The sequence below is a fragment of the Paraburkholderia diazotrophica genome (genome assembly GCF_038900755.1).
Classification (GTDB): domain Bacteria; phylum Pseudomonadota; class Gammaproteobacteria; order Burkholderiales; family Burkholderiaceae; genus Paraburkholderia; species Paraburkholderia diazotrophica_A.
Genome location: NZ_JBBPEN010000004.1, coordinates 433,226 through 450,185, shown reverse-complemented (window position 1 = coordinate 450,185; position 16,960 = coordinate 433,226). Strand labels below are relative to the sequence as shown.

General features: G+C 66.0%; 15 protein-coding genes. 8 read left to right on the top strand and 7 right to left on the bottom strand.

Annotation, left to right across the window (positions count from 1 at the left end):
- Positions 1 to 147: 147 nt before the first annotated feature.
- Entirely contained in the window at positions 148 to 894 is a 747-nt protein-coding gene (locus tag AABE10_RS15985; protein WP_342934240.1) for a GntR family transcriptional regulator, read from the top strand.
- A 157-nt stretch (positions 895 to 1,051) separates the two neighbouring features.
- Here AABE10_RS15985 and AABE10_RS15980 read toward each other — a convergent pair whose 3' ends face one another.
- The 7 genes from AABE10_RS15980 to AABE10_RS15950 form a co-directional block, all read right to left on the bottom strand.
- Positions 1,052 to 2,386 (bottom strand): 3-hydroxyacyl-CoA dehydrogenase, encoded by a 1,335-nt coding sequence (locus AABE10_RS15980; RefSeq protein WP_342934239.1) that lies wholly within the window; start codon positions 2,384 to 2,386, stop codon positions 1,052 to 1,054.
- A gap of 23 nt (positions 2,387 to 2,409) precedes the next feature.
- Entirely contained in the window at positions 2,410 to 3,213 is an 804-nt protein-coding gene (locus tag AABE10_RS15975; protein ID WP_342934238.1) for a crotonase/enoyl-CoA hydratase family protein, read from the bottom strand.
- Positions 3,214 to 3,537: 324 nt separating this feature from the next.
- Positions 3,538 to 4,524, bottom strand: a complete 987-nt coding sequence (locus AABE10_RS15970; protein WP_342934237.1) for a PDR/VanB family oxidoreductase — start codon at positions 4,522 to 4,524, stop codon at positions 3,538 to 3,540.
- Positions 4,525 to 4,556: 32 nt separating this feature from the next.
- Positions 4,557 to 5,795, bottom strand: coding sequence for an aromatic ring-hydroxylating dioxygenase subunit alpha (locus AABE10_RS15965; protein WP_342934236.1), 1,239 nt, complete (start codon positions 5,793 to 5,795; stop codon positions 4,557 to 4,559).
- Positions 5,796 to 5,797: 2 nt separating this feature from the next.
- Complete coding sequence (locus AABE10_RS15960) at positions 5,798 to 6,802, bottom strand: amidohydrolase family protein (RefSeq protein ID WP_342934235.1); 1,005 nt, start codon at positions 6,800 to 6,802, stop codon at positions 5,798 to 5,800.
- 54 nt (positions 6,803 to 6,856) lie between these two features.
- Complete coding sequence (locus AABE10_RS15955; RefSeq protein ID WP_342934234.1) at positions 6,857 to 7,234, bottom strand: RidA family protein; 378 nt, start codon at positions 7,232 to 7,234, stop codon at positions 6,857 to 6,859.
- 37 nt (positions 7,235 to 7,271) lie between these two features.
- Positions 7,272 to 8,015, bottom strand: coding sequence for a GntR family transcriptional regulator (locus AABE10_RS15950; RefSeq protein ID WP_342934233.1), 744 nt, complete (start codon positions 8,013 to 8,015; stop codon positions 7,272 to 7,274).
- A 307-nt stretch (positions 8,016 to 8,322) separates the two neighbouring features.
- Here AABE10_RS15950 and AABE10_RS15945 point away from each other — a divergent pair, with 307 nt between their 5' ends.
- From AABE10_RS15945 to AABE10_RS15915, 7 genes are read left to right on the top strand one after another with little or no spacing between them, the layout of a single operon-like run.
- Positions 8,323 to 10,476 (top strand): acetate--CoA ligase family protein, encoded by a 2,154-nt coding sequence (locus tag AABE10_RS15945; protein ID WP_342934232.1) that lies wholly within the window; start codon positions 8,323 to 8,325, stop codon positions 10,474 to 10,476.
- Positions 10,477 to 10,489: 13 nt separating this feature from the next.
- Positions 10,490 to 11,683, top strand: a complete 1,194-nt coding sequence (locus AABE10_RS15940; RefSeq protein ID WP_342934231.1) for an acyl-CoA dehydrogenase family protein — start codon at positions 10,490 to 10,492, stop codon at positions 11,681 to 11,683.
- A gap of 18 nt (positions 11,684 to 11,701) precedes the next feature.
- Positions 11,702 to 12,847 carry an acyl-CoA dehydrogenase family protein gene (locus AABE10_RS15935; RefSeq protein ID WP_342934230.1) on the top strand — a complete coding sequence of 382 codons (1,146 nt, stop codon included), beginning with the start codon at positions 11,702 to 11,704 and terminating at the stop codon, positions 12,845 to 12,847.
- Positions 12,844 to 14,007: a thiolase domain-containing protein gene (locus AABE10_RS15930; protein WP_342934229.1), complete on the top strand. Its 1,164-nt coding sequence runs from the start codon at positions 12,844 to 12,846 to the stop codon at positions 14,005 to 14,007. Before AABE10_RS15935 ends, AABE10_RS15930 begins: the two co-directional genes overlap by 4 nt.
- 8 nt (positions 14,008 to 14,015) lie before the next feature.
- A complete protein-coding gene (locus tag AABE10_RS15925; RefSeq protein ID WP_342934228.1) occupies positions 14,016 to 14,516 on the top strand; it encodes a Zn-ribbon domain-containing OB-fold protein in 501 nt (166 codons plus the stop codon).
- A gap of 12 nt (positions 14,517 to 14,528) precedes the next feature.
- A complete protein-coding gene (locus AABE10_RS15920; RefSeq protein ID WP_342934227.1) occupies positions 14,529 to 15,902 on the top strand; it encodes a CaiB/BaiF CoA transferase family protein in 1,374 nt (457 codons plus the stop codon).
- Positions 15,903 to 15,954: 52 nt separating this feature from the next.
- Complete coding sequence (locus AABE10_RS15915) at positions 15,955 to 16,953, top strand: protocatechuate 3,4-dioxygenase (RefSeq protein WP_342934226.1); 999 nt, start codon at positions 15,955 to 15,957, stop codon at positions 16,951 to 16,953.
- The last annotated feature ends 7 nt before the right edge of the window (positions 16,954 to 16,960 follow it).

The following is a 16,960-nucleotide window of genomic DNA, read 5'->3' as shown; positions in this document are numbered from 1 at the left end:
GGCAGGGGCGTTTTCCTTTGATCGAGACAAAGCATGTGACACAAAGTCGGGCTTTTGGTATACCTGAAGGTATCATATGAATTTCAAACGCCTTCGCTGGCTTTCGCCGCCAGTGAAGGCCTTCCAGAACCCACTGTCTGTCATTCAATGAGTCAGCCTCCCAAACTGAGCCGTTCGGTCGAAATCAAGGCGCTCCTCGAATCGGAAATCGAGCGAGGCGAGCTTGTCCCCGGTGCGGCGCTCGACGAGCGCGCGCTGGCCGCGCGCTTCAACGTGTCCCGCACGCCGATTCGCGAGGCGTTGCAGCAGCTTGCCGCGCAGCAGTACGTGCAGATCGTGCCGCGCCAGGGGGTGTTCGTCACGAAGATGACCATCCCGCAGTTGCGCGACATGCTCGAACTGCTGCATGAACTCGAATCCGTGTCGGCGCGACTGGCCGCGCGGCGCATGAACGACGCGCAGCGGGTCGAACTGCAGCGCGCGATCGACGAGGGCGTCGAAGCGCTGGACCAGAGCGACGCGCGCCGTTTCGCGCGCGCCAACGCGGAATTTCACGAAGTGATCTGCCAGGCTTGCCATAACGACTATCTGGCCGACCAGATCCGTTCGATTCGCCGCCTGGTCTCGCGCTACCGGCCCAAGCTGTTCCTCGCGCCCAGCCGGCGCGAGAAAGTCATTGCGGATCACAAGCGGCTTGCGCAGGCCTTGCTCTCGGGCGACGAGGTGACGGCAGAAGAAGTGATGGCGCAGCATTCGCCGGGTGGCGACGCGGGCTTTTCCGAATTTCTCGCGACGTTGCCGGCCGAGTTCTTCAATGACGCGCCGCCGGGCATGCCGCGCGAAGCGGCGGCAGCGGGAGCCGATGCCGAAGACGACGCGCACGGCGACGAGTAACGGCAGCAGTAAGCGCAGCGCCGACTCCGCGCTGGAGGCAACAGGTGCGCGTGACGATGTGGAAAGCGCATGTTAAACGCGCGCATGAAAAGCGCACATGAAAAGCGGGGCACACAGCCCCGCATCCTGCCTGATTCAGACACCCGGCGACTAACGATCAAAGATCGGCGAAGCGCCCATTGCTCGCCGCGAGCTTTTCGAGCAGCGGCGCTGGCTTCCACCAGTAGCCATATTCGTCGTAGAAGCGCTTGACGTCGCGATAGACGTTGGCAACGCCGATCTGGTCCGCGTAGTACATCGGGCCGCCGCGATGCGCAGGAAAGCCGTAGCCCGTCACATAGACCACGTCGATGTCGCTCGCGCGCAAGGCGATGCCGTGTTCCAGCAGCTTTGCGCCTTCGTTGATCATGCCGTACACGCAGCGCTTGACGATCTCGTCGGCGGAAATCGGGCGCCGCGCAATGCCGAGGCGGCCCGATTCCTCGACGATGAAGCGCTCGAGTTCCGCATCGCGCAGCGGCTCGCGGCTGCCCGGCTCATAGCGGTACCAGCCCTTGCCGCTCTTCTGTCCGAGGCGGCCCATCTCCACAAGCTTCATGATCAGATCGTTCCAGCGACGGTCGGTTGGCCGCGTCGCCATTTGCGCCTTGCGCGTCTGATAGCCCACGTCGTTACCCGCCATGTCGTGCACGGCGAAGATACCCATTGCGTAGCCGAAGTCCTTGAGCGCCGCGTCCACTTCATGCGGCTGCGCGCCGTCCTCGACGAGAAAATGCGCTTCGCGGTTGTAGTTGCGAAAGAGCGCATTGCCGATGAAGCCCGGATAGATGCGCGCCAGCACCGATACCTTGCCCATCCGGCGCCCGAGATCCATCAGCGTGGCGATGACGTCGTCGGCGGTATGCGTCGCGCGTACCACTTCGAGCAGGCGCATCACGTGCGCGGGGCTGAAGAAGTGCGCGCCGACCACGTCGGCGGGGCGCTGCGTGACGGCGGCGATCTCGTCGATGTCGAGACCGGAGGTGTTGGTCGCGAGCACGGCGCCCGCCTTCGCGTGATGGTCGAGTTCGCGGAAGATGTCCTGCTTGAGCGTGAGATCCTCGAATACCGCTTCGATCACGATATCGGCGTTCTTTACGTCCGCGATCGCGAGCGAGCCCGCGATGCGCGCGATGCGCTCATCGCGCACGGCGGCGTCGAGCTTGCCGCGCTTCACACTGCCGTCGTAGTTGTCGCGGATGCGGGCGAGGCCGCGCGCGAGGCCTTCGTCGCTGGCATCGATAAGCGTGACGGGGATGCCCGCAGCGGCGAGCGCCATCGCGATGCCGCCGCCCATCGTGCCCGCGCCGATCACGGCGGCTTGCGCGATCGGACGCGGCGCGGCATCGCCGACGGGAATCTGCGCGGCGGCTTGTTCCGCTGCCTTCACGTGCGCGAGCGCCGCTTCACGCGCGGCGGCTTCCTGCGGATTCAGTTCGTTTGCCTTGTTCATCGTTCGTTGCGCCTCATCGCGGCTCACGCCGTGGTCTTGTGAGAATCGGGACGCCCGAGCGGCTTTGCCTTGCCATCGACGAATTCCTGCAGGCGTTTCGCAGACTCCGGCGAGCGCGCCATGTTCGAGCTCATGTATTCGAGGAAGAGACCGTCCTCGTGCGACAGATCGTTCACGCGCGGCAGCAGGTTCGTGATGCGCCAGTTGGTGTCGGGCGCGTTCTGCGCGATCTTCGCGGCCAGTTCTTTCGCCTTGCCGAGCGCGGCGCCAGCGGGCGTCAGATACGTGATGACGTGCTCGCGCAGGCCTTCTTCGGCGGACAGCAGACGTCCCGTGAGCATCAGGTCCGCCATCAGGCTGTAGCCGATCACGCGCTGGATGCGCACAGTGCCGCCGCCGCCCACGAAGATGCCGCGCTGGCCTTCGGGCAGCCCGAAGAACGCCGATTCGTCGCCGACGCGCACATGCGCGGCCGTCGCAAGCTCGAGCCCGCCGCCGACCACCGCGCCGTGCAATGCCGCGACGAACGGAATCGGGCCGCGCGCGATGATGTCGAATACTTCATGCCACGAGTGGCGGCGGCGCTTGCGCGGCGGCGCGCTCTGGCCGGTGGCGCGCGCAAGTGCCTCGCGCAGGTCGAGGCCCGCGCTGAAGTTGCCGCCGTGCCCGAACAGCACGCCGACATCCGCCTCTTCGCCGGCGCGCACGACGGCTTCGCGCAGCTGCGCGATCAGGTCTTCGTTGATCGCGTTGCGCTTGTCGGGGCGGTTGAGGCCGATCAGGGCGACCGGGCCATCGAGTTCGTAGGTAACGAGGGTTTCGCTCATGGGAGTTCCGTTGAATGAGGGGCTGTTTGCATATGAAACGTGCATGCGTTGCCGCCGCGAAGGGCCGGCCGCAAGGATCGCGACGCAGCAAATACTCGACGTCCCCCAAGGGGATTTCCTGCGGGACATATTTGCAAGGAGCACGACGCGGCGGGCGGCCCTTCGCGGGGGCAACCCTGATCTGAATTCAATTGTGGGGAACGTCCGATCCGGGCCGCATGCCGGCGTCGATCGTCGCTTGTCTGGCGGGGCCAAACGGCACTCCTTCCTTCTTGCCCAGCCCGGATCGGGCGTTCGCATGTAAGTTTCATATGCAAACAGACCCTAGATGTCGAGCACGAGGCGGCCGCCCTTGCAGCGCGATACGCAGACTTGCATGACCTCGCCGCCCGCCTTGTCCGCGTCGGACAGATACGTGTCCCGGTGCTCGATGTCGCCGCTGCACACGCGTGTCGAGCACAAACCGCAGTAGCCCGAGCGGCAGTCGTACATGACGTCCGCGCCGTGTTCGATGAGGGTGTCCAGCAGCGACTTGTCGGCGGGCACCGTGAGCCGCTCGCCCGACGAGCGCAGCTCGACTTCGAAAGCGGCGTCGCCTTCCTGCGGCGCCGCTTCCGTAAACAGCTCGTAGTGCAGGTCGCACTCGTGCCAGCCACGCTTGCGCGCCGCGTCGAGCACCGCGTCGATCATGCCGGCCGGCCCGCATACGTAGATCGGCTGATTCACCTGCGCGTCGCCGAGCAGCGCGTCGACGGACAGGCGCGTCGCGGGATCGTCGTCGGCGTGCAGCACGAGCCGTTCACCCGCGAGCGCGCGCAACTCGTCGACGAACGGCAACGCGTCGCGTGTGCGGCCGCTGAAATGCAATTCGAAATCGCGTTGCTGCGCGACGAGCGCGGCTGCCATCGAGACGATCGGCGTGATGCCGATGCCGCCCGCGATCAGCAGCACGCGCGGCGGCGCGGCGAGCGGAAAGTGATTGACGGGCGCGCGCACGTTGACCATCGCGCCCGCTTCGAGCGCGTGCATGTGGCGCGAGCCGCCGCGGCCTTCGTCCTCGCGCCGGACGCCGAGCCGGTACGCGCGCACGCCGTCGCGCGGATGGGCGCCCGTGTCCGTGTGGATCAGCGAGTACGAGCGCCATTGCGGCGCGCCGCCCGTCGCGGACGGAATTTCGACCTGCAGGTGCGCGCCCGGCTCGAAGCCGGGCAGCAACGCACCGTCCGCGGCTTCGAGCGTGAACGTCTTGATCAGCGGAGTGGCCGCGTCGATCGCGGCGACGCGCAGCGTGAGCAACATAGGGGCGAGCATCGGAGTCATTCCAGCGTCGAAGTCATTCCGGGTTAAGCGGTTTCGGCGAGCACGCGCCAGTCCGTGCCCGCCGGCAGCACGCCGCCGACCGAGATCGCGCGCGAGTAGTCGAGCTCGGGGTTGTCGGCGAGCGTCGGCGTCTTGCCCGCGATGAACTCGCGCGCCGACTTGAGCAGCAGCGCGCGCACGCGCAGCACGGCGCCGTCGGCGGAGCACAGCTGCTCGTTCGTGCGGTCCGCAATCGGACCTTGGCCGAGGAACATCGCGAAGTCTTCCGTGCCGAGATGCTGATGAAAGCCCGTCGCGTGTCCGCGCTTCATGAGATCGCGGTTCTGGCCGAAAGCCGTTTCGCGCGTGCCGGGAGGCAGCGGCGGAAAATTCCAGACGTCCGGCGTCGCGGACATCACGGTCATGCCGAGCTTGCGCGTCGGGTTGAAGTGCACGAACCACGCGCGATGCGTGACGTCATCGACGGGCGTCGAGAAGAACACTGTGCTCGGCCCGTTCGCATCCGGCGCGCAGATGATGCCGTACCACGGCATCACGAAGTTGTTGACGCGCGCATAGACCTTGTCGTCGGGGAGATCGCGCAACGCCGCGTAGCGATAGCCGTACGGCCGCTCCTCGAATTCCAGACGCGGCGCGAGCGCCTTCGTCATGTGCATGCGCTCGTTGCCGCCGCCCGCCGTGATCTGCGTGGTCGATTCGTGGAGCACGCCGACGTGCGACGAATCCATCGACGCCTCCACGCCCTGCACCCAGTTGGTCGGCACCTCGACGCTCGTCACCGAGCGCTGGTCGGCGGGCAGATGCGTAAAGGGCAGGTCGGGAAAGCGCGGCGGCGTATCGCCCTTGCCGAGCCACACCCAGACGATGCCGCCGCGTTCCTCGACGCCGTACTGGCTCGTCTTCACGCGCTTGCAAAACTGCGCCTGATCGCCGACCTGGTTCGGCGCTTCGACGACGTTGCCCTCGACGTCCACCTTCCAGCCGTGGAAGATGCAGCGCAGGCCGTTGTGCTCGTTGCGCGCCATCATCATCGATGTCTTGCGATGCGGGCAGCGCTCGTCGATCAGTCCCGCGCGGCCATCCGTCGTGCGAAACGCCACGTAGTCCGAGCCGAGCAGGCGCACGAGCACGGGCGCGCCGTCCGCTTCGAGCCTCGCCGACGGCACGGCGGGAATCCAGTAATGCTGACGGATCATCTCGCCCATCGGCGCGCCGCGTTCGACGCGCGTGAGCAGGTCATTCTCTTCGACGGTCATCGCCATGATCAGGCCTCCTGGTAATGGCGGAATGCACGCGGATAGACGCGCGCGCAGTTGCACTCGAACACGTTCCGCCGCTGCTCGTCGGTGAGCCATTCGATGCTGTCGATCACCGGCTTCATGTCGTCGAAATCGCGGCCCGACAGAGGATCGCGCGCGCTGCCCGTGCCCGGCTTTTCGGTGCCGAACAGCACGTTGTCCGTGCCCGCCACCTTGAGCAGCAATTCGATCGATTCCTTCGAGTAGTTGCAGGTGTCGAAGTAGAGCTTGCGCAACTGCTCGTCGAAGCTCTGCGGATGGTTGCGGCGCACCGCCCACGCACGAAAGCGGCCCATCTGGTATGGAATCGCGCCGCCGCCGTGGCCGACCACGATCTTCAGGCCCGGATACTTCTCGAACACATCCGACTCCAGCAGCGAAATGACCGCGATGTTTTCCTCGTTGATGAACTTGAGCGTGTACGACTCGCGCGGGCTGCAACTTCCTGCCGAGTGGACAAGCGCAGGGACGTCGAGCGCCGTCATCGCGTCGTAGAGCGGATACCAGAACGGATCGCCGAGACCCGGCGGCGTCGGCCCTTCGGATTCGGTCGGGTCCGGGTTCAGCAGGCAGCCGACGAAGCCCAGTTCCTTCACGCAGCGCTGCAGTTCCGCGACGGCGCGCACGGCGGGCGATTCGTTCATGAACTGCGGCAGGCCCGCTACGCCGCGAAAGCGGTCCGGAAACATCTCGACGAAGCGCGCAACCAGATCGTTGCAGTGGCGCGACCAGAGCTCGGTCACGCGCGCGGGCTTGACGGAATGCATCTGCAAGTAAGGACGCGGCGAGATGAACTGCACGTCGGTGCCGACGGCGTCCATGCCGCGCACGAGTTCTTCGGCCACCTTGCGCACGGAGGCGTCCGGCACGTTGGGTTTCGTCGACGGATTGGCGCGCCCGCCGATCAGCTCGGCCATGTAGCGGAAGCTCTCGGGCGGCATGACGACATGGGCGTGGGAATCGATGATCACGTTGGAACCTCTGTGGTAAGCGGATGCGTTGCGTTGGAAGGAACCGCCGGGCGCTCAGGACGCGACGGCGAGGATTTCGAGTTGCAGCGCCATGCCGTGCTGCAGACCGTGAACGACGATATGGCGCGCGGGGCGCTGCGCCGGGTCCGGCCAGAGCGCGAACCAGTGCGCGTTGATGTGCTCGCGCACGGAGTCGTCTTTCACATAGACGGTGACCTTCACGACGTCGGCGGGCGTCGCGCCGCCCGCGTCGAGAAAGCGCCGGAGGTTGTCGAACGCGAGCCGTGCCTGGTCGGCGGGATGGGCGGCCAGCTTGCCCGTCGCCGGGTCCTTGCCGGCGATCGCCGACGAGCACAGCACGTTGGCCACGCGCGCGCCGACGGGAATCGGCGCGTTGTGCGCGAGACCGGGGACATCGATCGAGCGGGGCATGTTGTCTCCGTTAATGTGTTGTGGACGGCCCGGCCTGCTACTCCGCGCCGAAGTCGAAAAAATGGCGCGGCACGGCGGCGAGAAACTCCGAGAAGCCGGTCGTGCCGGCGGGCACGTGGCGCCGCATCACGTCGGCGGCTTTCGCCTCGTCGCCGGCCTGGATCGCGCGGGCGATCTCGAAGTGCTCCTGTAGCGAGCGGCTGATCTGGCGTCGGTTGCTCAGATCCGCCACGCGATAGCGCTCCGACTGACGCCGCGCCGCGCGAATCTGCCCTGCAAGGCACTCGTTGCGGCTGCCTTCGTAGATCGCGTCGTGGAACGCCGCGTTGGCGCGCGCGTACTCGCTCGCATCGCCTTCGACGGCGGCCTGCTGGCAGGCCATCAGCGCGCGGTCGAGTGCTTCGCGCTGCGCATCGCTCGCGCGCCTTGCGCAGAAGCGCGCGCACAGCGCCTCCAGTTCGCCGATGTATTCGAGCATCGAGCGCACCTGTGCGATCGACAGCCGCGCGACGGCAATGCCCTGGCGCGGCGAGATCACGACGAGTTCGCGCGCAGCGAGATGCTGAAGCGCCTCGCGCACGGGCGTGCGGGATACGTTGAAGCGTGCCGCAAGCGCGCGCTCGTCGATCGGCGTGCCGGGCGCGAGCAGGCCCGTCTCGATCTCGGCCTGCAGCGCCTCGCGAATGTCGTTCGCGAGATTGGCCCGCGTGCGCGGCGCGGCCGGCTGCGGTTCGTGCGTTGCTCTTTCATGCTCGACGGAAGGGTCGGCTACGGATTTCATGACGGCCATGATGATGTTCGAATGCGTAGAATATACCAACACGTTTGCGTGGCATTCAAGAAGGTATTTGACTTATGCCTGCGTTGGGCTGTCTGAATTCTCTCGGGCGAGGCTAAAAATCGACGTCAAATCAAGTAGTTGGCGATTCGCTCAAGGAATTTCACTGCGAAGATAGGGGAAAACACCAGCATAAGAAAAATGCCTCTGGTGTATTGAGAACGGGTTTTGTGTATGCCAGAATGGTCAGCATCTGAACTGATCCTGGTGTGCGAAGTCCGGGGTCTCCATCAAGAAGAGGCATGACCTGATGAACAAGTCACTCTCCGATGCGGCTGGCGTATTGCCTGTCGAACGCGTGCTCAAGCCGCGCTCGATAGCGATCGTCGGCGCGTCCGCCGACCCTCGCGCGTTCGGCAATTTCGTGCTGCAGAACCTCGAGCGTTTCGGCTATGTGGGCGAGATTCATCTGGTTTCGCGCAGCAGCAAGGAAATCAACGGCCGCGCGTGCGTGGAAAGCGTCGATGCGCTGCCCGAAGGCATCGATCTCGCCGTGCTCGCCATTCCGGAAGCGGGCGTGCTCGACGCCGTGCGCACGCTCGGCGCGCGGCGCACAGGCGCAGCGGTGATCTTCGCGTCGGGCTACGCGGAAGCAGGCGACGAAGGCCGCGCCAGACAGCAGGCGCTCACGCAAGCCGCCGACGCCACGGGCATGCTGCTGGTCGGCCCGAACTGCATGGGCTTCACGAACTTCGAGGCGGGCGTGCCCGTCACCTTCGAGGCGATCGCGCCGTATCCGTGCTCGGGGCGCAAGGGCGTCGGCGTGGTCGCGCAAAGCGGCGCGATGGCCGCAAATCTGCGCGATGCGTTCATGGGCCGCGGGCAACCGATCACGGCAGCGGTTTCGACGGGCAACGAAGCCGTGCTCGGCATCGAGGACTACCTCGCGTGGTTCATCGCCGATCCGCAGACGAGCGCGATTGCCGTCTACGCCGAGCAGGTGCGCCGCCCGCAGACCTTCCTCGCACTGGCGCGCGAAGCGCGCACGGCCGGCAAGCCGATCGTGATGCTGATGCCCGGCAAGAGCGCGCGGGCGCGCGAAGCGGCGCAGTCGCATACGGGCGCGCTGGCGGGCGATCACGCGACGGCGAGCGTCCTGCTCGCGCGCGAAGGCGTGGTGGTGGTCGATTCGCTGGACGAACTGTTCGATACGACGACGATCCTCGCGCGTTTCCCCGTGCCGCCCGCAGCGGGCACGGCCGTGATGACGGCATCGGGCGCGGTGAAGAACATCACGCTCGACTTCGCGGACGACATCGGCCTGACGCTGCCGCCGCTGACGGCACCGACACTCCAGAAACTGACCGCGCTGCTGCCCGACTTCGCGGTGGCCGACAATCCGCTCGACTACACGACGATCGGCGTGCGCAATCCGGGGCTGATCGGCGAACTCATCGACACGATGCTCGCCGATCCCAACGTCGGCAGCCTCGTGCTGTCGATCATGGGCGGCCCGCCGATCGCGCAGCGCGACAAGGCCGATCACCTCGTGCCCGCGCTCGCGCGCGCGACCAAGCCGGCCGTGCTCGCCGTGATGGGCGACAACAATGCACTCGAGCCGTTCTTCGTCGAGGCGATTGCCGCGAGCGGCGTGCCGTTCTTCCGCTCGCCGGATCGCGCGCTGCGGGCCTGCGCGCGCGTCGCCGCATACGGCGAATCGTTGCAGCGCGCGAGTCGCGCATCGACCGCGCAGCCCGAAGCGATTGCGCTGCCCGGTCCAGTGCCCGCCAACGGCATCTTCGCCGAGTATCAGGGCAAGCAGTGGCTCGCCGCCGCTGGTCTGCCCGTCCCGCCGGGGCGCCTCGCGACGACGCTCAACGAAGCGCTCAGGATCGCTGATGAAATCGGTTATCCCATTGTGCTCAAGGCTCAGGCGAGCGAGCTGCCGCACAAGAGCGATGTGGGCGGCGTGATCGTCGGACTCGCGGATGCGAACGCGCTGCGCACCGGATGGGACCTGCTGCATACGAGCGTCGCGTCGCATCGGCCTGATTTGCAACTCGACGGCGCGCTCGTCGAGGCGATGGGGCCGCGTGGCCTCGAACTCGTCGTCGGCGCGAAGCGCGACCCGGAGTGGGGCCCCGTCGTGCTCGTCGGCCTTGGCGGCATCTGGATCGAAGCGCTCAAGGACGTGCGCCTGATTGCCGCCGACATGGCCGAAGCCGACATCGTCACCGAGTTGCGGCGCCTGAAGGCCTCGGCGCTGCTCGACGGCGTGCGCGGCGCGGCCGGCGTCGACGTGACGGCTATCGCAAAGGCGGTGGCCGCGATCGGCGCGCAGATGCGCGCGAATCCACAGATCACCGAAATCGACGTGAACCCGCTCGTCGCGTATCCCGATCGCGTGCTCGCGCTCGATGCGCTTGTCGTGTGCGGCGCGCGCGATGGCGCGCACTCGTCATAAGGACAATGAACCCATGAGACTGGAATTTTCCGCAGAGGACGAGGCGTTTCGCACCGAAGTGCGCGAGTTCGTCAGGCAGAACCTGTCGCCCGAGCTCAAGCGCAAGGTCGAGCTGGGCTTGCGGCTGGAGCGCGCCGACTATGTCGAGTGGTACACGCGGCTCCATGAGCGCGGCTGGATCACGCCGTCATGGCCGAAAGAGGCGGGCGGCCCGGGCTGGACACCGCTGCAACGCTACATCTTCGATGAAGAAACGCTGGTGGGCGGCGCGCCGCGCATCATCGCGAGCGGCATCAACATGCTCGGTCCCGTGCTGCATGCGTTCGGCACACCCGAGCAGAAAGAGCGCTACCTGCCCGCGATCCGCCGCAGCGAGACCTGGTGGGCGCAGGGCTTCTCGGAGCCGGGCGCGGGCTCGGACCTCGCGAGCGTGCGGACCACGGCGGTGCTGACGAAGAACAAAGACGGCGATCACTTCGTCGTCAACGGTCACAAGGTGTGGACGTCGTACGCGCACTGGTGCGAGATGATGTTCGCGCTCGTGCGCACCGATCCGCATGCGAAGCCGCAGGAGGGCATTTCGTTTCTGCTCATTGACATGAAGTCGCCGGGCGTCGAGTTGCGGCCGATCCGCATGCTCGAAGGCGGCACCGACCTCAACGAGGTCTATCTGGACAACGTGCGCGTCCCCGTCGAGAACCTCGTCGGCGAGATCAACAAGGGCTGGTCGTATGGCAAGTATCTACTCGGCCATGAACGCACGGGCATCGCGGGCGTCGGTTCGTGCAAGCAGCAACTCGCGCGCGTCAAGACGCTCGCGAAGCAGCAGGGACTCGCCGGCGACGCGCTTTTGGAATCGCGCGTGAGCCGCCTCGAAATCGAACTGATGGCGCTCGAATTCACTGGCTTGCGCATGTTGAGCGCGAATCAGCAGAGCCGCGTGCCTGCCGTCGAGGCGTCGATGCTGAAGGTGCGCGGCACCGAATTGCGTCAGGCGATCTACGCGCTGCTCGCCGAGATCGCCGGGCCCGACGGCATTCCATTCGACGAAGCCGCACTGCTCGATCAGGCAGGACACGAGCCGCCGAGTCCCGAGGAGCTGATCGCCGTCGCGACCAATTACTTCGACGCACGCAAGCTGTCGATCTACGGCGGCACGAACGAAGTGCAGCGCAATCTCATCAGCCGCGCGTTCTTCAACGCCTGAAGCGGGACACGAACCACTATGGATTTTTCTCTCACCGAAGATCACGTCGCGCTGCAGGACGCGGTACGCCGCTTCTGCGACGGCGAATATCCCGCGCACCAGCGCGGCAATGCAGAAGACCGGGCTCTCGCCGCGCGACGTCGCCAGGCGCTCGCCGAACTCGGCGTGACCGGGCTCGTCATCGATACGGAGCAGGGCGGCAGCGGCTGCGGCGCGGTCGAGACGATGCTCGTCGCGCAACAACTGGGCCGCGCGCTGGGCGGCGCAGGATGGCTCGCAAGCGGGCTGCCCGCTGCCGCGCTGATCGGCGCGGCTGGCAGTGCGCAGCAGCGCGCGCAATGGCTGGAAACCGTCGCTGCGGGCGAGAAGGTGCTCGCGGTTGCGATCGGCGAAGCGGACGCGCGTTATGACATCACCCGCCTCGCGATGCGCGCGAAAGAAACGGGCGACGGCTGGCGCATCGACGGCACGAAGACGCTCGTGTTCGATGGCGCGATCGCGGATGCGTTCGTGGTCGCCGTGCGCACGTCGGGCGAACGCGGCGACGCGCATGGCCTGTCGCTCTTTCTCGTCGACGCGAAAGCGGAAGGGATTGCGTTGCGCAGCTTCGCGACCATCGACGCGCGTGAAGCCGCGCACGTGAGTTTCACGAACGTCGCCGTGAGCAAGGCCGATCTGATCGGCGACGTGGGCGCGGCGCACACGTTGATCGATGCGGCGCTCGACCGCGCGAACGCCGCGTTGTGCGCGGAATCCGTCGGCGCGCTGGAGGCGCTGCTGGAACTGACGACCGAGCATTTGAAGACGCGCACGCAATTCGGCGCACCGCTCGCGAAGTTTCAGGCGCTCCAACATCGGATCGCCGACATGCTGATCGCGCTCGAACAGGCCCGCTCGATGGCGTGCGCCGCCGCGATGGCTGTCGACGCAAACGATGCGGCGCGTCGCAGCCGGTTCGTGTCGGCCGTGAAGGCCTTCATCGGCGAGACCTGCAAGAGCGCGGGCGAATGGGCGATCCAGTTGCACGGCGCGATGGGCATGACGGAAGAGTGCCGCGCGGGCCACTACGCGAAACGGATGTTCGCGATCAACATGACCTACGGCGATGCAAGCTGGCATCTGAACCGATTCACAGCGCAGCGTCTCGCGAAGGAGGCGGCATGAGCCTGAACGGACAAGCGTATATCGTCGGCGCATTCGAGCATCCGACGCGCAAGGCCGATGATCTCTCCGTCGCGCGCCTGCATGCCGATGTCGCAAAGGGCGCGCTCGACGATGCCGGCCTGACGAAGGCCGATATCGACGGCTATTTCTGCGCGGGCGATGCGCCGGGCCTCGGCACCACGACTGTTGCCGAATATCTCGGGCTGAAACTGCGGCACGTCGATTCGACGGAATGCGGCGGGTCCGCGCCAATCCTGCATGTGGCGCACGCAGCCGAGGCGATTGCGGCGGGCCGCTGCAACGTCGCGCTGATCACGCTCGCGGGACGTCCGCGCGCGGCGGGCGCTGCGCTCTCGCTGAAGGCGCCCGACCCCGACGCGCCCGACGTGCAGTTCGAGCTTCCATTCGGCCCGTCGACGCAAAATCTGTACGGCATGGTCGCGAAGCGTCACATGCACGAATATGGGACCACGAGCGAACAGCTCGCGTGGATCAAGGTCGCGGCTTCGCATCACGCGCAGCACAATCCGCACGCGATGCTGCGCAACGTCGTGACCGTCGAGGATGTGGTGAATTCGCCGATGGTTGCGGATCCGCTGCATCGTCTCGATTGCTGCGTGATGAGCGACGGCGGCGGCGCGCTAATCGTCGCGCGTCCCGAGATTGCGAAGCAGCTCAAGCGGCCGCTCGTCAAGGTGCGCGGCAGCGGCGAAGCGCCGAAGCACGCGGCGGGCGGCAAGATCGATCTGACCTGGTCGGCCGCGAAGTGGTCGGGCGCGGCGGCGTTCGCAGAGGCGGGCGTCACGCCGGGCGATATCAAGTACGCGTCGCTATACGACAGCTTCACGATTACGGTGCTGATGCAGCTCGAGGATCTTGGCTTCTGCAAGAAAGGCGAGGGCGGTCGGTTCGTGCAGGACGGCGGCCTGATTTCGGGCGTCGGCAAACTGCCGTTCAACACCGACGGCGGCGGACTATGCAACAACCATCCCGCCAACCGGGGCGGCGTCACTAAAGTCATCGAGGCAGTGCGCCAGTTGCGCGGAGATGCGCATTCCGCCGTGCAGGTGCCGAACTGCGACCTCGCGCTCGCGAGCGGCATCGGCGGCGCGCTTGCGTCGCGTCATACGGCCGCGACGCTCATTTTGGAACGGGTTTGACGATGAGTATGACTAATCAGAATACAGCGGCGGATAAAACCGCGAACACGGCGCCGAATCAGGTTGCAAGCCTGGCCGCAAATCATGCTGTCACTCCGCCACCGGACAAGCCCGCGAAGCCCGCAGGTCCGCGCCGCATTTCAGCGCCGCGCGCACTGCCCGAGGCATTGCCGTTCTGGGAAGCGGCAAAGGAAGGGCGTCTGCTCGTGAAGCGCTGCACGGATTGCGGCGAGACGCACTACTACCCGCGCGACATCTGCCCGCACTGCCTGAGCGCGAACACCACGTGGGTCGAATCGATGGGCAAGGGCGAAATCCACTCGTACAGCACGATGGGCAAGGACGAAGCGCGTTATACGCTCGCCTACGTGACCCTCGACGAGGGCGTGACGATGCTGACCAATCTCGTCGATTGCGATCCGGCCACGCTCGCGATCGGCCATCGCGTGCGGGTCGTGTTCAAGCCGAGCGACGGCGGCTATCCCGTTCCCATGTTCACTCCGGCCTGAGGGAGGGCGCTCATGAACGCCGAATACAACGATGCACCGCGCGATACCCGGCACGATTCCCAACGCGATTCCCAACGCGATTCCCAACGCGATTCCCAACGCGATTCCCAACGCGATTCCCAACGCGATTCCCAACGCGATTCCCAACGCGATTCCCAACGCGATTCCCGACGCGATTCCCAGCGTGCTGCCGCCGAGCGCAAAGGCGCGCTGTCGCGCTTTACGATCATCGATGCGTCGCGTGTGCGCGCGGGTCCGACCGCGATGCGTCTTTTCGCCGATATGGGCGCGCGCGTCATCAAGCTCGAGATTCCGCGCGGTGCGCCGGGCGGCGACGACATGATCGGCGGGCGCGACCACAATCGCGCCGACTATGAAAACCTGCATCGCAACAAGGAAAGCCTCACGCTCAACATGAAAGATCCCGCGGGCCGCGCGATTCTTTTCGATCTGGTCCGCCGCGCCGATGTGTTCATCGAAAACTTTCGGCCCGACGTCAAGGGCCGCCTCGGCATCGGTCCCGATACGCTGCGCGCGATCAATCCGCGTCTGGTCTACGCGAGCATTTCGGGCTTCGGCCAGGACGGTCCGTATGCGAGCTGGCCCGGCTTCGACTCGATCGCGCAAGGCATGGGCGGCCTCATGAGCGTGACGGGCAAACCAGGCGAAGGCCCGATGCGCGTCGGCATTCCGATCGCGGACCTGTGCGCGGGGCACTTCTGCGCAATGGCGATCCTGACGGCACTGCTCGAACGTGAAGCATCGGGCGAAGGCCAATGGGTGCAGACCTCGCTGCTCGAAGCACAGATCGCGATGCTCGACTTTCAGGCCGCGCAATGGCTCGTCGACAAGCAGGTCCCGCAGCAGGTGGGCAACGAGCATCCGCTTACCGTACCGACAGGTGTCTTCGCGACCCAGGACGGCTACCTCAATCTCGCCGCCATCGGCCAGACGATGTGGACGCGTTTGTGCGATGCGCTCGGGCTCGATCATCTTGCGCGCGCGCCGGGCTTCGACTCCGATCCCGCGCGCGTGGCGAATCGCGACGCCGTGAATCGCGCGGTCAGCGAAGTCTTCAAGACCCGCACGACGAAGGAATGGACAGCCATCCTGCTCAAGGCAGGCGTGCCTTGCGGCCCGATTCATCGTATCGACGAGGTTTTCGAGGACCCGCAGGTCAAGCATCTCGGCATGGCCTGGCCCGTCGATTTGCCGGGCCGTGGAGAGGGCGCGTTCGTCGGTCAGCCGTTCCGGCTGTCGCGCTATCCGCGCGCGGCGTCGCCGCGTCTTGCGCCCGAGCAGGGCGAGCATACGCAAGCCATTCTGCGGGAACTCGGCTACGCGGACCAGCAAATCGAACAATGGCGCGCGGCGTTCGTCGTCTGAACGCGGCGCAACACACACATACAACGCACAACGCACAACGAAAGGAGACGAAATGGCACGCCTCGTAGCCGCATTCGGCTCGTCGCACAGCATCATGCTGGTGTCGCAGCGCGAAGACTGGCAGCACGGTTTTCGCGCGGTGGACCCGAAGAACCCGCATTACTTCGACAAGGCGGGCAATCACGTCACCTACGGCGACCTGCTCGAACGCGCGCCCGCCGACGCGGACGCGCTGGTCACGCCGGAGCGCATGGGCGAACGCTTCGATCAGGCCGAAGCGGCAATGGACGAATTGCGCGAGCGCATCCGGGCCGCGAGGCTCGACGTGCTGATGGTTGTCGGCGACGATCAGACGGAGCTGTTCCGTACCACGAATAACCCGACGTTCGCGATCTACTACGGCGAGACGATCCGCAACGCGAAGCGCGAAACGAGTCCGAACGACAGCTGGTACGCACGCGCGCGCACGATGCGTCAGGAGCCCGATGGCGACGTGCACTATCCCGTCGAGTCCGCGATGGCGCGCTGGATGATACGCGAGCTGTGCGAGCGCGACTTCGACATCGCCGCGATGGACGGCCTCGAGCGCGGCCAGTACGAGGGCCATGCGTTCTCGTTCATTCATCGACGCTATCTGCAAGGGCTCGATTTGCCCGTCATCCCGGTGATCGTGAACACCTTCGATCCGCCGAACCAGCCCACGCCGCGCCGCTGCATTCAGCTCGGCGCCGCGCTGCGCGAACTGATCGACGCCTATCCGGAAGACCTGCGCGTGGGCGTGCTCGCATCGGGTGGGCTCTCGCACTTCGTGGTGGATGAGGAACTCGACCACGGCATCATCGACGCGATTCGCCGCAAGGACAGCGCATGGCTCGCCGCGCTCGATCCGAAGCAGCTTCAGGCAGGCAGCTCGGAGATACGCAACTGGATCATCGCCGTCGAAGCGGTGAAGGCGCTCGACCTCGAATGGGTGTCATACACGCCGGGCTATCGCAGCCCCGCGCTGACGGGCACCGGGCTGTGCTTTGCCGCGTGGCGCACGCTGGCGTGATCTGGCC

Excerpts from the sequence above, each read along its gene's own strand:
- AABE10_RS15985 (WP_342934240.1), top strand. The coding sequence starts at position 148 with ATGAGTCAGCCTCCCAAACTGAGCCGTTCGGTCGAAATCAAGGCGCTC.
- AABE10_RS15980 (WP_342934239.1), bottom strand. The coding sequence starts at position 2,386 with ATGAACAAGGCAAACGAACTGAATCCGCAGGAAGCCGCCGCGCGTGAA.
- AABE10_RS15975 (WP_342934238.1), bottom strand. The coding sequence starts at position 3,213 with ATGAGCGAAACCCTCGTTACCTACGAACTCGATGGCCCGGTCGCCCTG.
- AABE10_RS15970 (WP_342934237.1), bottom strand. The coding sequence starts at position 4,524 with ATGCTCGCCCCTATGTTGCTCACGCTGCGCGTCGCCGCGATCGACGCG.
- AABE10_RS15965 (WP_342934236.1), bottom strand. The coding sequence starts at position 5,795 with ATGGCGATGACCGTCGAAGAGAATGACCTGCTCACGCGCGTCGAACGC.
- AABE10_RS15955 (WP_342934234.1), bottom strand. The coding sequence starts at position 7,234 with ATGCCCCGCTCGATCGATGTCCCCGGTCTCGCGCACAACGCGCCGATT.
- AABE10_RS15950 (WP_342934233.1), bottom strand. The coding sequence starts at position 8,015 with ATGAAATCCGTAGCCGACCCTTCCGTCGAGCATGAAAGAGCAACGCAC.
- AABE10_RS15945 (WP_342934232.1), top strand. The coding sequence starts at position 8,323 with ATGAACAAGTCACTCTCCGATGCGGCTGGCGTATTGCCTGTCGAACGC.
- AABE10_RS15940 (WP_342934231.1), top strand. The coding sequence starts at position 10,490 with ATGAGACTGGAATTTTCCGCAGAGGACGAGGCGTTTCGCACCGAAGTG.
- AABE10_RS15935 (WP_342934230.1), top strand. The coding sequence starts at position 11,702 with ATGGATTTTTCTCTCACCGAAGATCACGTCGCGCTGCAGGACGCGGTA.
- AABE10_RS15930 (WP_342934229.1), top strand. The coding sequence starts at position 12,844 with ATGAGCCTGAACGGACAAGCGTATATCGTCGGCGCATTCGAGCATCCG.
- AABE10_RS15925 (WP_342934228.1), top strand. The coding sequence starts at position 14,016 with ATGACTAATCAGAATACAGCGGCGGATAAAACCGCGAACACGGCGCCG.
- AABE10_RS15920 (WP_342934227.1), top strand. The coding sequence starts at position 14,529 with ATGAACGCCGAATACAACGATGCACCGCGCGATACCCGGCACGATTCC.
- AABE10_RS15915 (WP_342934226.1), top strand. The coding sequence starts at position 15,955 with ATGGCACGCCTCGTAGCCGCATTCGGCTCGTCGCACAGCATCATGCTG.